The organism is Enterobacter cloacae complex sp. 2021EL-01169 (assembly GCF_020733125.1).
GTDB lineage: Bacteria > Pseudomonadota > Gammaproteobacteria > Enterobacterales > Enterobacteriaceae > Enterobacter > Enterobacter roggenkampii.
The window spans coordinates 10,985-28,614 of the sequence record NZ_JAJFTC010000010.1 but is presented as its reverse complement, the minus strand read 5'-3'; the positions used below and the strand labels follow the sequence as shown (position 1 = coordinate 28,614).

Below are 17,630 nucleotides of genomic sequence, written 5' to 3'. Positions count from 1 at the left end.
ATTCGCCCGGTGGCGCTGCGCTTACCGGGTCTACAAAAACCGTAGGCCGGGCAAACGCAGTGCCGCCCGGCGTGAAGCATCAGCGGAAGTTAATGTTCTTATCGCTGGTCATGTCGTACAGCTGGAACTTACGTCCAAGCTGCTGACCGCCGTCACGCGTCAGCGGCGTCCAGCCGATGGCCGCGCGGCTACGGGTTGGACCGGATGAGAACAGATCCAGCGGAATCGACACGTAAACTCCTTTGGTGAAGTCCCCTTCCCCATATTCGTCCGGCGAGACGTTGGTAATGGTGGCGTAGCCGCCCACCACGACGCCGCTGTCGAAGTGTTTGGAGATATCCAGCGTGCCGCCCTTATCGCCCGCCAGGTACTGGCCGACGCTGGCTTTCACCAGCACGTCAGGCGCGAATGACGGCGTCCAGTAGGCGGTCAGGTGACCGGTTTTGACGTTGTAGTCGGTGAACTTCATCATGTCCTGCGCGCTGCGCCAGTCACGCTGTTTGACGTAGTTGGCATCAATCCCGAACGCCCAGTTGCTGTCGACAGGACGATAAAGCACTTCTGCCCCGGCGCCGCCGTACATAGTTTCCAGATACCCGCCGTACACCTGCCCGTAGAAGCCGTTACCGAAGTACTGGAAGTAATTGGCCTGCAGGTTATTCACATAGGCATCGTTCTGTACGTACTCACGCACGCGGGTACGCACGCGCGGCAGCGTCGAGTCTTTTGGCGGGTTGGTGTAGTTGAACTTGTCGTAGTTGTTGGCGATGTTGCCGAACAGGCTGCCGGTGGTCAGCAGGTGGTCGGTCAGCCACAGATCCGCCGTCGCCATGACGCCCAGCTGATACATGTAGAAGTTTTCCGGCCCGCCGACGGACTGGTTTAGCACCGGATCGATATGGAAATCGAAGCGCGACTTGTCGATATACCAGCCCTGCTCGGTGGTCTCCGGCACGATCGGCTCAACGCGTTTTTGCACCAGCTCGGTTTCATGTCCGAGCGGTTCGCCTTCCAGATGGCGCTTCAGGCTGGCAACGTCCGTTTCCGTCGTCACCTGCGGCAGGTTGAGACGGTTCTCCGTCACGCGGATCGTACGGATCCCGTCCGGGAGATCGTTCATGATGATCCGGTTGGCGCGCTCGATCCCTTCCCGCGAGTCGCGGTATTTCACCTGCTCGCCGGTGACGTAAAGCGTATCGCCTTTCACCTGAATTTTTGGATCCGCCAGACCGGCATTATATTTCAGCAGCGTCAGCTGGTTTGCCACCACGGAGTGCTGCAGAATCGCATCCTGCGGCTCCGGCTGGTATGCAGGCCGCGCGTTGTCGTTGTAGTGCGGCCGCATGTCGTTGAAGTTGGTGCGCAGCGTAAAGCCAAACATCACCGTATTGCCGCGCTCGTAGCTGAGGTTAACGTCGGCCCAATCGGTGACGCGATAAATGGCGCCGACGTTAAACTTGCTCTTCTGCTCAATCTTCCCGGCGAAGTCCTGCGAGTAGTCATTCCCCTCGTACTCCAGCTTCAGACGCAATGGCTGCCAGGGCGTCTGATACTCCACGCCGCCAAACAGCGAGGCCGGGCCGTGGAACATCTGGTCGCCGTTGATGGAGCCCGCTTTCTGATAGCTGTTATCGCGGTAGCAGTATTTATCGCTGTAGGAGCAAAACGGGTTTTTCACGTTGCCGCTGGTGCCGAGATAGCCCCATCCCAGACCGAGCGAGAAGTCGAACGGCCCCCAGGCCTTGCTGGCCACGATGTATTCCGCATCAAACAGGCCGGTACCGCCGATATCTTTGGCGCCCACGGAAACCTGCGGCATCCAGTAGCTCTCTTCCCACAGGCGCAGCTTGACGTCGAAGGCTTTATCTTTGTAGGTCTGATCGCCTGAGAACGCCTCGACGCTGCTGTATTGTTTCGTACGGACGTCGGTATAGCGCAGCGTGGTTTCAAGCCACGGGAACAACTGCACCGACGCCGAGTAGTAACGATACTGGTCGTTATCACGGTAGTTAAGGCTAATTTCCCCTTCGCGCGCCATACGCGCGGTGGGCGTTTGCAGTAAACCGACGCCGCCGAAGTCTGACTGAGACAGGCCAATGGGTGCCGGATACGTTTCTGCATGGCAGGCGGCACTCACGCAGAGCGCCAGCATGCTGTAGAGATAGGTTCTTTTCATTATTCCGGTATCCGCTGAATCAGGGAGTGAAGGATATCGGCGTTAAGCCCGTCATACGCCTTCGTCCAGAAATGGTCGGCAAAACCGACAAAAATAATGCTGCCCGGCATGGGTTCGATATGTCGTTTATTCCAGTAAGCGACGGGGGCTTTTTGCGTGTGGCCGTCAGGGTAAACCACCCAGGCGTAGCTGTTATCCGCACCGCTCAGCAGACTCTGCTCGTCGAGATAGCTCGCCACGTCGCGGCCGGGGGTAAAGGGCTTCTTACCCGGGCTGCCGATCAGCCCCATCACGGTCACCGTCGTCGGCTTCGCCGGAAGCCAGAGCGTATAGTCCCCTTCCAGCGTCGGGTTGCCGTTTTCCGTGACGCGCACCTCATCCGGGTCAAGATTGACGTTCTGTCGGCCCGTCACCTTCAGCGCCTGCAGCTGCTGACGGACGCTGTTAATGGCCGCCGCGTCGTCGCCGTCTTCCTGTTCCGCGAGTCCCGTTAGCCTGGCAAGAAGCACCTTGTGCTGCTGTTCCGCTTCCACGGTCTTCTGCCGTTCAGCGATGACCGCGCCTGGCCACCAGCTGTTGGCAAGCCTTGGCTGTCCGACGAGATCGAGCAGACGTTCGGCGTGGGTTAAGGTTTTAGGTTTTTCACTGTCCGGCGTGTAGACCTTTACCGTTCCCGCGGACCATGCCAGCGGCGCGGCAAAACTGGCGATAAGCGCAGCGTGAATGAGCGTTTTCATGATTTCGCCGCCTTGATCAGGGTGGTTTTGACCGGGAAGAATCCGGCACCGAGATACTGTAAGGACTGGCGGATCTGCCCTTCCTCGTCGATCCAGAAGCGGTTATGCCAGGTGGCCTGGTCGGTGGTGACCTCTTCATCCAGCACGCGAACCTGCGTTTCGTCGCTGCCGACCTTCACGCTGTCGGTGCCGTCCCAGCGGAAGGTCGAGCGTGCCGTGGCGTAACGCACCTGCTTGTGTTCGGTCCAGCCCATCGTGCGCGTCCAGCCTGTGCCGTCGGCGATCTGGTTCGGCTTGATCAGCGGATCGTCAGCGAGATTATTCACCTCCAGCAGGTTATCGCCGCCCAAGAGGGTTTTCACGATACGACCATGCTGCGTCACGATGGTGGCCTGATCCTGCGTCACCCATTTCTGCTGCCCGTTTTCATCGAAAGCGAGCACCACAAACAGTTGCGGGCCATCGTTAAGCTGCATGTACTGACTGGCATAAGGCATGTTCTGAAGCTCGTCATCGGTCAGATGCACGCCCGGTGTGCCGAACAGGCTTTCCCACAGTGAGTTTCCCAGCCCTTTAGTGGTGGCCGAGCATGCCTGCAGCAGCAGGCAAATCAGAATGATTGCTGGTCGCTTCACGACTCTTCTCCGAAGGGGCGAAATAACCACACCGAAGTGTGGTTATGATTAAAACACCCGCTATTACTGGGTGCTGGTTGTCGTGGTGGTCGTGGTTCCGGTGTTGGAGCCATCACCGCCACCGGTTGCCGCCAGCGCGACACCCACGGCTGAACTTACGGTGCTGGCGCTGGCTGCGGTAGAACTCCCCGCAGACGCAGACGTCGCAGCCGAACCTGCCGCTTCCCCGACCTGAACCGGAGCTGCATAGACAGATGCCGCCGCAAGCGCAGATATGGCAAAAATGCCATACAGTACTTTCTTCATAACAATTTCCCTTCAATGAATGAATGGAGATTTGCCCGAAAAGAATTTCAGGCGGAATCGAGTATACACAACTCATGCCGTGGGTTTGCCGTAAGGGGAAATAGAGGGTGGGTTTTCAGACTAATGGATAAAATCGAAATGAAAGACAAAGAGAAAAAATATTAAATAACTATAAAACAATAAGTTATAATATTTATATATTAAGTTCCTTCTGCGTATTTTCTTAAAATAAACCGCAGCAATTAACGGGTTAAACGTCTTTTTCAGATTAAACTCAGAACCAGAATTTGCGTTAACTAACAGACATCAGGAATTATCTGATAAAAAAATGCCGGCATTAAGCCGGCACGTTTTCATGGCGTTTTCATTACGCACGCCATGCTTTATAACGGTTGATCAACCCATTGGTCGAGCTGTCATGGCTGGTAATCGCGTTATCGTCACCCAGCTCTGGCAGAATACGGTTTGCCAGCTGTTTACCCAGCTCAACGCCCCACTGGTCAAAGGTGAAGATGTTCAGGATCGCGCCCTGCGTGAAGATTTTGTGCTCGTACAGGGCAATCAGCGCGCCAAGGCTGAACGGCGTGATTTCGCGCAGCAGGATGGAGTTGGTTGGACGGTTACCTTCGAACACTTTGAACGGCACCACGTGCTCCAGCGTTGCCGGATCTTTACCCTGGTCGCGGTATTCCTGCTCAACCACCTCGCGGGATTTACCGAACGCCAGCGCTTCGGTCTGGGCGAAGAAGTTGGACAGCAGCTTCGGATGGTGGTCGGACAGCGGATTATGGGTGATAGCCGGGGCGATGAAATCGCACGGTACCATTTTGGTGCCCTGGTGAATCAGCTGATAGAACGCGTGCTGACCGTTAGTGCCCGGCTCGCCCCAGATGATTGGGCCAGTCTGGTAATCCACCGCGTTGCCGTTACGGTCCACGTATTTACCGTTGGATTCCATGTTGCCCTGCTGGAAGTAAGCCGCAAAGCGGTGCATGTACTGGTCATACGGCAGGATCGCTTCGGTTTCAGCGCCAAAGAAGTTGTTGTACCAGATACCGATCAGCGCCAGCAGCACCGGCAGGTTTTTCTCTGGTGCGGTGGTGGAGAAGTGTTTGTCCATCGCGTGCGCGCCGGAGAGCAGCTCAACGAAGTTGTCGAAGCCCACGGACAGGATGATAGACAGACCGATTGCAGACCACAGAGAGTAGCGGCCACCGACCCAGTCCCAGAATTCGAACATGTTCGCGGTGTCGATACCGAACTCGCTGACGGCTTTACCGTTGGTGGACAGCGCAGCGAAGTGTTTCGCCACGTGCTTGTTGTCGCCCGCGGTTTTCAGGAACCAGTCGCGCGCGCTGTGGGCGTTGGTCATGGTTTCTTGGGTGGTAAAGGTTTTAGACGCAACCAGGAACAGGGTGGTTTCCGGGTTCACGTTCTTCAGCACTTCGGCGATGTGGGTACCATCGACGTTAGACACAAAGTGCATATTGAGGTGGTTTTTGTACGGGCGCAGCGCTTCGGTCACCATGAACGGGCCGAGGTCAGAACCGCCGATACCGATGTTAACCACGTCGGTGATCGCTTTGCCGGTGTAGCCTTTCCAGCTTCCGGAGATGATCGCTTCGGAGAAGGTTTTCATCTTTTCCAGCACCGCGTTCACTTCCGGCATGACGTCTTTGCCGTCAACGATGATTGGGGTATTGCTACGGTTACGCAGGGCTACGTGCAGCACGGCACGGTCTTCGGTGCGGTTGATCTTCTCACCGGAGAACATGGATTTGATGGCGTCCGCCAGTTCGGTCTCTTTCGCCAGATCCTGCAGTTTTGCCAGCGTCTCTTCGGTAATGCGGTTTTTAGAGAAATCCACCAGCATCAGGTCGTCGAAGGTCGCGGAGAACTTGCTGAAACGATCGGCATCTTTCGCGAACAGGTCCGCGATGGTGACGTCTTTCATTTCATCAAAATGTTTCTGGAGTGCCTGCCAGGCAGCGGTCTGCGTTGGGTTGATGTTTTTCATTAGCAATACTCTTCTGATTTGAGAATTGTGACTGCGGTCGATTGTAGCGCCTGCAAATAAAAATTGTGATGGTTTTTATGCCATTGCCCTGGCCTGCATCAAACACAGGTGAAAAGACCCGAAAAGTATAGCTGCTGAAGCGCCCTCCTGGAGCGGAGAAATGTCGGTCAAAATGCCCTAAAACGAAGCATAAAATCTGGCCCTGTTATAAGTCCTGTTTCTCAGGGGTACCCCCCCATAAAAAATCCGCATAATCCCAGCATTGACAGGACCTCCCCCACATTTTATTTATAGGGCCGTATTTTGCGCCTGCACCTGTTTTCGTTTCATTCTTGTGCCATGGTCGCTTATTCATTCCCTGACACGAGGTTGTTATGACGAGTTTTGTGGTCGCCAAGTTTGGCGGCACCAGTGTGGCCGATTACGATGCCATGAACCGCAGCGCCGATGTGGTGCTGGCCGATCCGAATACCCGCCTGGTGGTGCTGTCTGCATCCGCCGGCGTGACGAACCTGCTGGTTTCTCTGTCTGAAGGACTGGAAGCGACAGAACGTTTCGTGAAGCTGGATGCACTGCGCAAAATTCAGTTCGACATCCTTGAGCGTCTGCAGAACCCGAACGTCATCCGCGAGGAAGTGGAACGCCTGCTGGAAAACATCACCACGCTGGCAGAAGCGGCCTCTCTGGCCACCTCCACCGCCCTGACCGATGAGCTGGTCAGCCACGGTGAGCTGATGTCCACCCTGCTGTTTGTGGAAATCATGCGCGAGCGTAACGTTCAGGCGCAGTGGTTTGACGTACGCAAAATCATGCGTACCAGCGACCGCTTTGGCCGCGCCGAGCCGGACGTTGAAGCGCTGGCCGAGCTGACCAATCAGCAGCTGGCCCCGCGCCTGGCAGACGGCATCGTGATCACTCAGGGCTTTATCGGCAGTGAAGCGAAAGGCCGCACGACCACGCTTGGCCGTGGCGGCAGCGACTATACCGCCGCGCTGCTGGGCGAGGCCCTGCATGCTACGCGCGTCGATATCTGGACTGACGTTCCGGGCATTTACACCACCGACCCGCGCGTTGTTTCCGCGGCGAAACGTATTGATGTGATCGCGTTTGAAGAAGCGGCGGAAATGGCCACCTTCGGCGCGAAAGTGCTGCACCCGGCCACGCTGCTGCCTGCCGTACGCAGCGATATTCCGGTCTTCGTCGGCTCCAGTAAAGATCCAAAAGCGGGCGGCACGCTGGTCTGCAAGAAAACGGAAAACCCGCCGCTGTTCCGCGCCCTGGCCCTGCGCCGTCGCCAGACGCTGGTGACGCTCCACAGCCACAATATGCTGCACTCCCGCGGTTTCCTGGCGGAAGTGTTTGGTATTCTGGCGCGCCACAACATCTCCGTGGATCTGATCACCACCTCTGAAGTGAGCATTGCGCTGACGCTGGACACCACCGGTTCCACATCAACCGGCGATACCCTGCTGACGCAGTCGCTGCTGATTGAGCTGTCCGAGCTGTGCCGTGTGGAAGTGGAAGAAGACCTGGCGCTGGTTGCCATCATCGGTAACAAGCTGTCACGCGCCTGCGGCGTGGGCAAAGAGGTGTTTGGCGTGCTCGACCCGTTCAACATCCGCATGATTTGCTACGGTGCGTCCAGCTATAACCTCTGCTTCCTGGTGCCAGCCGATCAGGCCGAGCAGGTGGTGCAGAAACTTCATCAGAATTTGTTTGAATAAGCGCAAGAATGGCCCGGGCGTTTTCACTACCGGGCCATTCTTTAGCTTTTCATTACTGTTCTCATCAGCAGCGAATCCAGATCTTTTAAATTTCCTTCTCTGCTGTCGGGTAGTACCGGCGGCACTTCTCCTCTCACCAGCTCACTTTGCAAAAAAGCGTGGAGTAAGGGCCGTTTAGGACCATATTCCGCTTCACCTGCGCGCTGTTTTATTTCCAGCAATGCATCGATTTCCGCACGTAACGGCGCACACAGTTCGCTCCCGGCAAGCAGTTCGTCAAAACGCATCGGTGGAACGCCTTTCCCCGCTTCTACCCACCGCGCCGCCAGCAAAGGTCGCAGAACATAAAAGTACTTTTTCAGCCGAACCGTTTCCCCCTGTAAATATCCACGGAAGTTTTTTCGGGCCATCGAGTAGTAATGCCAGCGGGCACGCAATGGCGAAAACCACGCAGGTATTAGCGCGCGCAACTCGGCCACTACCGTCTCATCCTCCTGATAAACAACAGGGGAATCCAGCCACTCGATAAGCGTCGGGTTTGCCCCCTTCAGCAGGCCCAGTACCTTGCGCCATTCCCAGCCACAAACGTCCAGTTCATCATCTATCGGCAGCTCGATCACATCCCGCTGGGCTTCGACGCGCAGATACCATTCTGGGCGGTGAACGTACAAAAACCGCACATCATAATCGCTATCCGGTGAGGCAAATCCCCATCCCCGGCTGCCCGATTCACAGGCGTAGAGCACGCGCACGTTATAGCGCTGCTCTATATCGCGAAGTTGCGCGCAGACACGTGCGCGCATCGCGCTATCAACATCGTTGTTGCTCATTTTTTTATCCTTTTACACACACTACCTGACGCAGGGTGTGAACGATCTCCACCAGCGACGATTGCGCGGCCATCACGGCATCAATGTCTTTATAGGCCATCGGCGTTTCATCGATCACCTCATTGTCTTTGCGACACTCTACGTGAGAGGTCGCCTGAATATGGTCGCTAAGGGTATAGCGTTTTTTTGCCGCCGTTCGGCTCATCACTCGCCCGGCGCCGTGGCTGCAGGAACAGAAGCTTTGCTCGTTGCCGAGGCCACGCACGATGAAGCTCTTTGCGCCCATTGAGCCCGGAATAATCCCCATCTGCCCTTTCTGCGCCGACACCGCACCTTTGCGCGTGATCAGTACCTCTTCCCCAAAGTGATGCTCTTTCTGCACATAGTTGTGATGGCAGTTAACCGCCTCCTGCTGCGTAATAAAGGGCTTTGTCACTTCGCGAGAGAGCGCCGCCAGCACGCGCGACATCATCACTTCCCGATTGTGGCGGGCAAAATCCTGCGCCCACTCCACCGCCTCGATGTAGTCCTCATAGTGACGACTCCCCTCCTGAAAATAGGCCAGATTTTTATCCGGCAGATGTCCCAGGTGATGCTGCATATCCTGCTGTGCCAGGGCGATAAACACATTACCGATGGCGTTTCCTACGCCGCGCGAGCCGCTGTGCAACATCACCCAGACGCGCTGCTGCTCATCGAGGCAAATTTCAATAAAGTGGTTTCCGGTACCCAGCGTGCCCAGATGCTGGTAGTTGTTGGTTTTCAGCAACTGCGGGTATTTATCCGTGAGTTGTTTAAAACGTGGGGCCAGCACCCACCAGCGATCGTCCACTTCTTTCGGTGGCGTTTCCCACGCGCCTTTATCCCGTCGAGAACGGGTATTAGTTCTCCCATGCGGTACTGCCTGTTCAATGGCGCTACGTAAACCGCTGAGATTATCCGGCAAATCACCGGCCACCAGCGACGTGCGAACGGCAATCATCCCGCAGCCAATATCCACGCCAACCGCCGCAGGAATAATTGCCCCTTTGGTCGGGATCACGCTGCCGATGGTTGAGCCTTTACCGAGATGAACGTCGGGCATCACCGCAAGGTGTTTGAAAATAAACGGCATCTTTGCAGTATTCAGTAACTGCGCCTGTGCCTCTGGCTCCACGGGCACACCGTGAGTCCACATTTTGATCGGGGCGCCGTTTGACGCCGTCAGTAATTCAAAATCATTCTGTTGCATTGCGTTATCCTTTCAGGTTAACAAGGCCGTGTAATACCTGGTCCAGGCCACCAAATACTGAAATTTTGTCGATACGCTCCGCGACCCTTTCCAGGGTTTCCAGCTCTTTTAAACGCAGCGCCACCGGGTTGTTCTCCATCACCTTTGCGGTGTTTAACAGCGATCGTGTCGCCGCCGTTTCTTCACGTCGGCGAATAACATTCGCCTGGGCCGATTTTTCGGCCTCTACCAGACGGGATAAAATCGTTTTCATATCACCAGGTAAAACAATATCTTTTACCCCAAGCGACGCAATTTCCATTCCAAAGGATGACAGGCGGCCTTGCACCTGTTTGCTGACCACCTCATCAATGATCTGCTTATCTTCCAGTAACTCATCGAGCGTGCGGGTGCCGACCGCCTCACGCAGTGCGAACTGGAGTTCGCGGTACAAATGTTCCAGCGGTTTCGTAAGCTGTCCGCAGGCCTGCAGCACGTCGCTGTAACGCCAGTTAGCCGCCAGGTTCAGGCGCAGGTTAACTTTGTCCTTCGTCAGGATCTCCTGCCCGCTCACTTCCACCACCTGAAGGCGCGTATCCACTATCTCTGCCTCAACCAGATGGTTAATTTTCCAGTAAGCCGACAGTCCCGGCGGTAACAGTGCCTGAATTTCTCCGTCGATTTTCACCACCCCGACGTGCCAGGCAGGTACCTGTACGACCAGCATCGCGTCGCGCCCCTTTAGCGCGCCATTGCGACGCGGTTGCAGAGCAGCATTCATCACGTCCACCGGCACCCGCACGTCGCGGGTATCGATTCTTTGCAGGGTCAACGCCGCATCCTGCTGCCAGTACAGACGACGAGTCGAAGGCGGCACAATTTCCTGCAATACGCCGTTGTTCGATAACACCCCGATTTCATCCGCAGTAAGGTCAACCGCCAGGCAGTAACGTACCACCCAGTCAGGCTGAAAGCGGCGCAGATAATCCGCCAGCGCACCCGGCACCTCGCTGCCATCCTGGCTCACCACCAGCACGTCGTCAGTATTGAACCAACCCAGACGGTGTTCACCCGCCTCCAGTACCCGGTAATAATCGCCAGCTTTTGCTACCAGTCCTAACTGACCTTTTTTTATCGTGATTTTTTTAGCCATTTTATATTCCTTAAAGTCAGGCGCGGGTGCAGGCACGAAATCACAGGGGAATGCCTTTTCGCCTGCGATCCGGCGCCATTACCGGCGACCTTCATTGGGATTGCTGACTGCGCAATCCCCGTTTTTACTTTGATGTTTACAACCAGTTTTCATTGGGAGAATGAATCGGGAATCGAACCCTTCTGTCTGTCATTGGTTGACGGAACGCCCCCGGAAAACAGCCTTGCCGTTCCTGGTGCGCCGACGGGGCCTTAACCCCCAGTGTGCTCAACGTCGTGACGTTATCTGTATTGCCAGAAGCGTGCCAAAAAAAAAATCGCCGTTTTATTTTTTTATTTTATTGATAATTAATGATTTTTATTTATCACGCTTTTCATGCATTGCCGTTCGGCTCAACATTTCTTATCCTGCTATATCGACAATTATCTTTATGGATAAACATGAAGAAGCGGAAGGTGGTGATCGGGGTGCTTGGCACCGTGATGGATAAACGGGGAAAGCGGGCTAATCGCTTTCGCAAATGGCGACCGACCGTCGGGCTGTGCCAACAGCCGGATTTCCCGGTCGACAGGCTGGAACTGCTACATCAACCGCGAGATCTCGGCATGGCTCAGCAACTGGCGGAAGATATTGTGCTGGTTTCCCCCCACACCGAGGTGCGTCCCAGCACGGTAATCATTGAAGACCCATGGGATTTCGAAGAGGTTTATGCCGCGTTTCTCGATTTCGCCACCCAGTACACTTTTGATACCGATCGCGAAGAGTATTTCGTCCACATCACCACCGGCACGCATGTGGCGCAGATCTGCTGGTTCCTGCTGACGGAAGCCCGCTATCTTCCCGCCAGTCTTTTGCAGACTGGCCCTGCCAGAAAAGAAGCCTCTGCTGAGGAGACTGCAGCCGGAACTTACTCAATTATCGACCTGGATTTAAGCCGCTACACGACCCTTACCAACCGTTTTCAGCGCGAGCAGCAGCAGTCAATCTCATTTCTGAAAGCGGGCATTGAGACGCGAAATGCCACCTTTAACAGTCTGATCGACAAGATTGAACGCGTGGCGCTACGTTCAACAGCCCCGATCCTGCTGACCGGCCCCACCGGCGCGGGCAAGTCGTTCCTCGCGAACCGCATTTATCAGCTTAAGCAGTCACGCCATCAGGTTTCCGGCAAACTGGTTTCCGTCAACTGCGCGACCCTGCGCGGTGATAACGCCATGTCCACGCTGTTCGGCCATGTGAAAGGAGCCTTTACCGGCGCACTGTCGGCGCGCAGCGGCCTGCTGCGTGAAGCCGATGGCGGCGTCCTTTTCCTCGACGAGATTGCCGAACTAGGCCTGGATGAACAGGCGATGCTGCTCAAAGCCATTGAAGAGAAAACTTTTTTCCCGTTTGGCTCCGATAAAGAAGTTCACAGCGATTTTCAACTTATCGCCGGAACCCACCGTGATATGCGCCAGTGGGTGGCAGAAGGACGATTTCGTGAAGATCTCTATGCCCGTATTAATATGTGGAGCTTTGCCTTACCCGGCCTTGCCCAACGGAAAGAGGACATTACGCCGAATGTCGACTACGAACTTCAACGTTTCTCTCGCGAAAGCCAGACGCAAATCCGCTTCGATAAAGAGGCACGCGAAGGCTATCTGGCCTTTGCCTGTTCCAGCAGAGCGCTGTGGCGGGGCAACTTTCGCGAACTGAGCGCCAGCGTCGCACGCATGGCGACGCTGGCGGAACGAGGGCGTATTACTCAGGATCTGGTGCTGGAGGAGATCTCACGTCTTCAGACCGACTGGCAAACTGACGTGACGCAGCCTGCAACTGACATGGAGATTGACCTCTTTGACCAGCGGCAACTGGAAACGGTGCTGGAGGTTTGTCGCCGCAGCGCATCGTTGTCTGAAGCCGGACGTGAGCTGTTTGCCGTTTCACGGCTCAAAAAAGCCAATCCTAACGACGCCGACCGACTGCGCAAATATCTGGCTCGCTTTAGTCTGAGCTGGGAAAGCATCCGGTCATAATTCATTTGAATATTACTTCCTTACGCGATAAACAATAACTATAGCCGGGCTCGATCCCGGCTTTTTATAACAAACACACGCAACATTCATCGCAAGGAAATCATTATGTTATCCGCTATTACGCGGCTGTTCCCGTTATGGGCGCTGCTGCTCTCCGTACTCGCGTATTACACGCCCACCACGTTCACCGGTATTGGTCCGTGGGTCGCCACGCTGCTGATGCTGATCATGTTCGGTATGGGTGTGCATCTGAAAGTAGACGATTTTAAGCGCGTGCTGTCTCGCCCTGCGCCCGTCGCGGCAGGAATATTCCTCCACTACCTGGTGATGCCGCTCGCGGCGTGGCTGCTGGCGATGGTCTTTAAGATGCCGCCCGACCTCTCCGCCGGGATGGTGCTGGTGGGCAGCGTCGCCAGCGGCACGGCATCCAACGTCATGATCTATCTGGCGAAAGGCGACGTGGCGCTCTCCGTCACTATCTCGTCCGTCTCCACGCTGGTTGGCGTGATTGCCACGCCACTGTTAACCCGCCTGTACGTGGATGCGCATATTCAGGTGGACGTGATGGGGATGCTGCTGAGCATTCTGCAGATTGTAGTAATCCCGATTGCGCTGGGGCTGGTCATTCACCACCTGTTCCCGCGCGTGGTGAAGGCCGTTGAGCCGTACCTGCCCGCGTTTTCGATGGTCTGTATTCTGGCGATCATCAGCGCCGTGGTGGCGGGTTCCGCCTCGCACATAGCTTCCGTGGGCTTTGTGGTGATCGTTGCGGTAGTGCTGCATAACACCATTGGCCTGCTGGGCGGCTACTGGGGCGGGAAACTGTTTGGCTTCGACGAATCGACCTGCCGCACGCTGGCAATCGAGGTAGGGATGCAGAACTCCGGCCTGGCGGCGGCGCTCGGCAAAATCTACTTCTCGCCGCTGGCGGCCCTGCCGGGTGCGCTGTTCTCCGTCTGGCACAACCTCTCCGGCTCGCTGCTGGCGGGCTACTGGTCCGGCAAACCGATTGAGGAACAAACGAAAAAAGATGCGGTGAAACAGGGTTAATTGACTCAGCTTGCTTTACACTGAAGCCTCTCTCTCAGGAGGCTTCAGCAATGGCGACACCACGTTTGACCCAGAAAGACATGACGGAAGCCGAGCAGCGCGAACTGAAAACGCTTCTCGACCGCGCCCGCATCGCGCATGGCCGTACGCTGACCAACGCCGAAACCAATCAGGTGAAAAAAGAGTACATCGATAAACTGATGGCGCAGCGTGACGCCGAGGCGAAAAAAGCCCGCAAGCTGAAAAAGCAGCAGGCTTATAAGCCGGATACTGAAACGACCTTTTCCTGGTCGGCCAATACCTCTACCCGTGGAAGGCGCTAGCTAGCGCCCTTTCTTTTTACGGCCAGGCTGGGTAAATCGCTTCCCGTTACCCGGTTTGCCGCGTCCTTTCTCTTCCGCCTGCGGCGCCTTCACGACCGGACGTTTAATCGCCTGGGTTTTCGGTTTTGCTTTGGCCTTCGGCTTCGCTTCGGACGAGGAATTCTCGATAAGCTTGAACAGCTCAATCAGTTCGTCGTCCGTTAAGTCGCGCCATTCGCCCAGCGGAATGCCAGTCAGGCTGACGTTCATGATGCGCGTGCGCTCAAGCTTCGTCACTTCATAACCGAAGTACTCGCACATGCGGCGGATCTGGCGGTTTAAGCCCTGCACAAGGGTAATACGGAACGCAAACGGCGCTTCTTTCTTCACCTTACACTTTTTCGTAACGGTACCGAGGATCGGCACACCGGCGCCCATACCGCGAATAAAGTCGTCCGTGACCGGCTTATTCACCGTCACAATGTACTCTTTCTCGTGATCGTTACCGGCACGCAGGATCTTGTTGACCAGATCGCCGTGGTTGGTGAGGAAAATCAGCCCCTGAGAGTCTTTATCCAGACGGCCAATCGGAAAGATACGGCTGCTGTGGTTCACGAAATCAACGATGTTGTCCCGCTCACCGTCTTCCGTGGTGCTGACAATTCCAACCGGTTTGTTCAACGCGATAAACACCAGGTCTTCGGCATCACGCGGTTCGATGAGCTGACCATTCACTTTAACCACGTCGCCAGGCATGACCTGGTCACCAATCGTGGCGCGCTTGCCGTTGAGGAACACATTACCTTGTTCAATGTAACGGTCCGCCTCGCGACGTGAGCAGATCCCGCTCTCGCTAATGTATTTGTTTAATCGGGTTGATTGAGTTGGCAGCATAGTTTCTCCTGTGAAGGGCGAAATATACCTTAGGTATGGGCTGGAAAAAAAGATTAGCCGACGGTAACTGAGACGGGTTTTTTAGTTTGCGAGACGCTTTCAGGATTTTGCATCCTGTCATTTACCCATGTGTTCAAGCCTTTTAGTTTTACTCTCCATGGAGAAGTGTTTGTAGTTTATAAATCACAGGGAGTAATATGAAGGAGATTGTTCAGACAGAATCCTTCCGACGCTGGGAGCAAAACTTAAAAGATCGACGAGCGAAGACCATTATCGCTTCCCGCCTCTTTCGGTTGGCAAATGGCTTAGCGGGCGACGTTAAACCCGTGGGAGAAGGTATAAGTGAGCTAAGGATCCACTTTGGTCCGGGCTACAGGATCTATTTTAAAGACCAGGGCAATTACATCATCGTGCTGTTATGTGGTGGTGACAAAAGCAGCCAGGCCAGAGACATACTGATGGCAAAAATGCTGAGCAATGTATCCCAATGGCAGGAGTGAATGAGCATGCATAAATTAACACCTTACGATCCCGCCAACGCGTTGGTGGATGACGAGGAAATCGCCGTGTTTATCGCTGATGCACTAGAAACAGGCGACTCGACATATATCGCTAAAGCCCTTGGTGTTGTCGCGCGAGCCAAAGGCATGTCGAACATTTCACAGCAAACCGGTTTATCACGTGAGCAGCTTTATCGGTCATTCAGTGATAAAGGAAACCCAACGCTCAAAACCACGCTCGCGGTCATGAAAGCATTGGGTTTTGGGCTAACACTCAAACACGCCGGGGATTAATACTCATCCCGCTGGTCATCTTCATCCGGCTGTTCCATCACGCTGTAGGCCACCGCGCAGAATAACGAGTTGAGGCGCTTCATATCGCCCAGCAGCCCCAGGTGGAGTGAGCTGGTCTCGATACTCTGCACGTTCTGCTGATGCAGGCGCTCAACGTGGGCGTGCGAGTAGCGGCGGTTAAGAATGCGGAAGCGATGCTTGTTGCGGCGCAGGCGGCGAGCGCTCGGTACGTCGCTGGAGAAGAAGACCAGCATCGCCAGCTTGAGGTTGCTGACCAGCTGTTCGTGCAGCGCTTCAAGCTCTTTTAAGCCTTCAACGGAGAACGCCCGGCGTGCGGCCAGCGACTTATCGGCTATCTCGCTGCCCATGCGCTCAACGATATCGGAGGCCTGCTCAAGATTGAGCGACATCTCAATGATTTCCGCCCAGCGGCGGGACTCCTCCTCCGCCAGCTCGTCCTGCGGCATGCGGGCCAGGTAAAGCTTAATGGCGGTATAGAGCACGTTGATATCGTCCGCCAGTCTGCGCAGCTCTTTCTCCTCTCGCGGCTCGCCGTGCATCACCTTTTGCAGCCCTTCGAGCATGGTTTCCATGGCGTCGCCCATGCGCAGCGTCTCGCGCGCGGCATTCGCCAGCGCCAGCGCCGGGGTGTCCAGCGCGGAGGTATCCAGATGCTTTGGCTTCAGGCGGGCGTCCAGCTCCGGTTCGTCCTGAATGAGTCGCTCGCAGAAGCGAGCCATCGACCCGGCAAAAGGGACCATTGCCAGGCAGCGCACCAGGTTATAGAACACGTGGAAGTAGATCACCAGCTCCGCCTTCGGCAGCGGGAGGTTATCCATCAGGTTCGCCAGCGGATGAATAAAGGGCAGAATAATCAGGCTGCCCACCAGCTTAAACAGCAGGCTGCCGAGCGCCACGCGGCGGGCGGCGGCGTTGGCGGCGCTGTTATTGAGCATCGCCAGCAGGCCAGAGCCGAGGTTGGCACCGATCACCAGGCACAGCGCGACCGGGAAGGAGATCGCCCCGGCGGCGGTGAGCGTGGCCGTCAGCAGCACGGCGGCCAGGCTGGAGTAGCTGACGATGGCAAACACCGCGCCAATCAGCGCGTCCAGCATGATGTCACCGGTCAGGGAGGCGAAGATGACCTGCACGCCGTTGGCCTCGGTAATCGGGGTGACCGCCTGCACAATCAGCTCCAGCGCCAGCAGAATCAGCCCCAGGCCAATCCCCACGCGACCAAGCTGCCCGGCCCGCGTCTGTTTGCGGCCGAGGAAGAAGATAACGCCGACAAAAATCAGCAGCGGCGACAGCCAGGAGAGATCGAAGGTCAGGATACGCGCCATCAGCGCGGTACCCACATCAGCCCCCAGCACAATCACCAGCGCCGGGGCCAGCGCCACCAGATCCTGCGCTACAAAAGAGGTGACAAGCAGGGTTGTGGCGTTGCTGCTCTGAACGAGTGCCGTTACGCCAATGCCCGCGCAGAAGGCGAGCGGCTTCTTCTCAACGCTGCTGCTGAGAACGGTACGTAAACGGGCACCAAATACGCGCATCACGCCGGTACGGACGATATGGGTGCCCCATACGAGCAGTGCGACTGCAGAGAGCAGATGTAACAGGGTCAGCACGGATGGTTTTCCTCCTTATCTTTATCGGTTTTCCTGAGGTTCCCTGCGCGTTGCCATGTCGGATGACGGCGACGCCTTATCCGACCTACGCACAGGCCCGGTAAGCGCACCGCCACCGGGTGCCAGGGATAGAACCTTATTTCAGTATAAGGGGTTAAG

General features: G+C 55.9%; 16 protein-coding genes. 6 read left to right on the top strand and 10 right to left on the bottom strand.

All coding sequences use genetic code 11. From position 1 onward, the window contains the following. Positions 1 to 79: 79 nt before the first annotated feature. The 5 genes from LLF79_RS19905 to pgi all read right to left on the bottom strand — a co-directional run bounded on the left by LLF79_RS19905 (position 80) and on the right by pgi (position 5,871). Positions 80 to 2,176, bottom strand: a complete 2,097-nt coding sequence (locus LLF79_RS19905; protein WP_227880251.1) for a YjbH domain-containing protein — start codon at positions 2,174 to 2,176, stop codon at positions 80 to 82. Further along, complete coding sequence (locus tag LLF79_RS19900; RefSeq protein WP_227880250.1) at positions 2,176 to 2,913, bottom strand: capsule biosynthesis GfcC D2 domain-containing protein; 738 nt, start codon at positions 2,911 to 2,913, stop codon at positions 2,176 to 2,178. Before LLF79_RS19900 ends, LLF79_RS19905 begins: the two co-directional genes overlap by 1 nt. Further along, positions 2,910 to 3,548 (bottom strand): YjbF family lipoprotein, encoded by a 639-nt coding sequence (locus LLF79_RS19895; protein ID WP_032654633.1) that lies wholly within the window; start codon positions 3,546 to 3,548, stop codon positions 2,910 to 2,912. The genes LLF79_RS19900 and LLF79_RS19895 overlap by 4 nt, the downstream gene beginning before the upstream one ends. 63 nt (positions 3,549 to 3,611) lie before the next feature. Further along, positions 3,612 to 3,854, bottom strand: a complete 243-nt coding sequence (gene yjbE, locus LLF79_RS19890; protein ID WP_227880249.1) for an exopolysaccharide production protein YjbE — start codon at positions 3,852 to 3,854, stop codon at positions 3,612 to 3,614. Positions 3,855 to 4,221: 367 nt separating this feature from the next. After that, positions 4,222 to 5,871: a glucose-6-phosphate isomerase gene (gene pgi / locus LLF79_RS19885; RefSeq protein ID WP_008503422.1), complete on the bottom strand. Its 1,650-nt coding sequence runs from the start codon at positions 5,869 to 5,871 to the stop codon at positions 4,222 to 4,224. 374 nt (positions 5,872 to 6,245) lie between these two features. On the opposite strand from pgi, the gene lysC reads away from it, so the two are divergent. Next, entirely contained in the window at positions 6,246 to 7,595 is a 1,350-nt protein-coding gene (gene lysC / locus LLF79_RS19880) for a lysine-sensitive aspartokinase 3 (RefSeq protein WP_008503421.1), read from the top strand. A gap of 41 nt (positions 7,596 to 7,636) precedes the next feature. On the opposite strand, the gene LLF79_RS19875 is transcribed toward lysC, so the two are convergent. The 3 genes from LLF79_RS19875 to LLF79_RS19865 are packed head-to-tail and all read right to left on the bottom strand — an operon-like array spanning position 7,637 to position 10,788. After that, positions 7,637 to 8,425 (bottom strand): nucleotidyltransferase domain-containing protein, encoded by a 789-nt coding sequence (locus tag LLF79_RS19875; protein ID WP_219290331.1) that lies wholly within the window; start codon positions 8,423 to 8,425, stop codon positions 7,637 to 7,639. A 4-nt stretch (positions 8,426 to 8,429) separates the two neighbouring features. Beyond that, entirely contained in the window at positions 8,430 to 9,656 is a 1,227-nt protein-coding gene (locus LLF79_RS19870) for an RtcB family protein (protein ID WP_021242724.1), read from the bottom strand. A 4-nt stretch (positions 9,657 to 9,660) separates the two neighbouring features. Then, on the bottom strand, positions 9,661 to 10,788 hold the full coding sequence (locus LLF79_RS19865; RefSeq protein ID WP_165557204.1) for a slipin family protein: 1,128 nt from the start codon (positions 10,786 to 10,788) through the stop codon (positions 9,661 to 9,663). A 440-nt stretch (positions 10,789 to 11,228) separates the two neighbouring features. Between LLF79_RS19865 and rtcR the strand changes: the two genes are divergently transcribed. The 3 genes from rtcR to LLF79_RS19850 all read left to right on the top strand — a co-directional run bounded on the left by rtcR (position 11,229) and on the right by LLF79_RS19850 (position 14,176). Further along, on the top strand, positions 11,229 to 12,803 hold the full coding sequence (gene rtcR, locus LLF79_RS19860) for an RNA repair transcriptional activator RtcR (protein WP_039024657.1): 1,575 nt from the start codon (positions 11,229 to 11,231) through the stop codon (positions 12,801 to 12,803). 105 nt (positions 12,804 to 12,908) lie between these two features. Further along, positions 12,909 to 13,853 (top strand): ketopantoate/pantoate/pantothenate transporter PanS, encoded by a 945-nt coding sequence (gene panS / locus LLF79_RS19855; protein ID WP_023293551.1) that lies wholly within the window; start codon positions 12,909 to 12,911, stop codon positions 13,851 to 13,853. A 50-nt stretch (positions 13,854 to 13,903) separates the two neighbouring features. Beyond that, positions 13,904 to 14,176 carry a DUF3811 domain-containing protein gene (locus tag LLF79_RS19850; RefSeq protein ID WP_014830263.1) on the top strand — a complete coding sequence of 91 codons (273 nt, stop codon included), beginning with the start codon at positions 13,904 to 13,906 and terminating at the stop codon, positions 14,174 to 14,176. Here LLF79_RS19850 and rluF read toward each other — a convergent pair whose 3' ends face one another. After that, a complete protein-coding gene (gene rluF / locus LLF79_RS19845; protein WP_023293552.1) occupies positions 14,177 to 15,049 on the bottom strand; it encodes a 23S rRNA pseudouridine(2604) synthase RluF in 873 nt (290 codons plus the stop codon). A 197-nt stretch (positions 15,050 to 15,246) separates the two neighbouring features. Here rluF and LLF79_RS19840 point away from each other — a divergent pair, with 197 nt between their 5' ends. Next, positions 15,247 to 15,549 (top strand): type II toxin-antitoxin system RelE/ParE family toxin, encoded by a 303-nt coding sequence (locus tag LLF79_RS19840; protein ID WP_023293553.1) that lies wholly within the window; start codon positions 15,247 to 15,249, stop codon positions 15,547 to 15,549. A gap of 6 nt (positions 15,550 to 15,555) precedes the next feature. Further along, positions 15,556 to 15,843, top strand: a complete 288-nt coding sequence (locus tag LLF79_RS19835; RefSeq protein WP_021242718.1) for an addiction module antidote protein — start codon at positions 15,556 to 15,558, stop codon at positions 15,841 to 15,843. Here the strand turns inward: LLF79_RS19835 and LLF79_RS19830 are convergent. Further along, the gene (locus LLF79_RS19830; RefSeq protein WP_008503411.1) at positions 15,840 to 17,471 is read right to left on the bottom strand and encodes a Na/Pi cotransporter family protein; all 1,632 of its coding nucleotides are present in this window, start codon (positions 17,469 to 17,471) and stop codon (positions 15,840 to 15,842) included. The two genes, LLF79_RS19835 and LLF79_RS19830, sit on opposite strands and share 4 nt — an antisense overlap. Between the last annotated feature and the right edge of the window lie 159 nt (positions 17,472 to 17,630).

Bases quoted from the DNA above. Each gene is read 5' to 3' on its own strand.
- LLF79_RS19905 (WP_227880251.1), bottom strand. From the start codon at position 2,176: ATGAAAAGAACCTATCTCTACAGCATGCTGGCGCTCTGCGTGAGTGCC.
- LLF79_RS19900 (WP_227880250.1), bottom strand. From the start codon at position 2,913: ATGAAAACGCTCATTCACGCTGCGCTTATCGCCAGTTTTGCCGCGCCG.
- yjbE (WP_227880249.1), bottom strand. From the start codon at position 3,854: ATGAAGAAAGTACTGTATGGCATTTTTGCCATATCTGCGCTTGCGGCG.
- pgi (WP_008503422.1), bottom strand. From the start codon at position 5,871: ATGAAAAACATCAACCCAACGCAGACCGCTGCCTGGCAGGCACTCCAG.
- lysC (WP_008503421.1), top strand. From the start codon at position 6,246: ATGACGAGTTTTGTGGTCGCCAAGTTTGGCGGCACCAGTGTGGCCGAT.
- LLF79_RS19875 (WP_219290331.1), bottom strand. From the start codon at position 8,425: ATGAGCAACAACGATGTTGATAGCGCGATGCGCGCACGTGTCTGCGCG.
- LLF79_RS19870 (WP_021242724.1), bottom strand. From the start codon at position 9,656: ATGCAACAGAATGATTTTGAATTACTGACGGCGTCAAACGGCGCCCCG.
- LLF79_RS19865 (WP_165557204.1), bottom strand. From the start codon at position 10,788: ATGGCTAAAAAAATCACGATAAAAAAAGGTCAGTTAGGACTGGTAGCA.
- rtcR (WP_039024657.1), top strand. From the start codon at position 11,229: ATGAAGAAGCGGAAGGTGGTGATCGGGGTGCTTGGCACCGTGATGGAT.
- panS (WP_023293551.1), top strand. From the start codon at position 12,909: ATGTTATCCGCTATTACGCGGCTGTTCCCGTTATGGGCGCTGCTGCTC.
- LLF79_RS19850 (WP_014830263.1), top strand. From the start codon at position 13,904: ATGGCGACACCACGTTTGACCCAGAAAGACATGACGGAAGCCGAGCAG.
- rluF (WP_023293552.1), bottom strand. From the start codon at position 15,049: ATGCTGCCAACTCAATCAACCCGATTAAACAAATACATTAGCGAGAGC.
- LLF79_RS19840 (WP_023293553.1), top strand. From the start codon at position 15,247: ATGAAGGAGATTGTTCAGACAGAATCCTTCCGACGCTGGGAGCAAAAC.
- LLF79_RS19835 (WP_021242718.1), top strand. From the start codon at position 15,556: ATGCATAAATTAACACCTTACGATCCCGCCAACGCGTTGGTGGATGAC.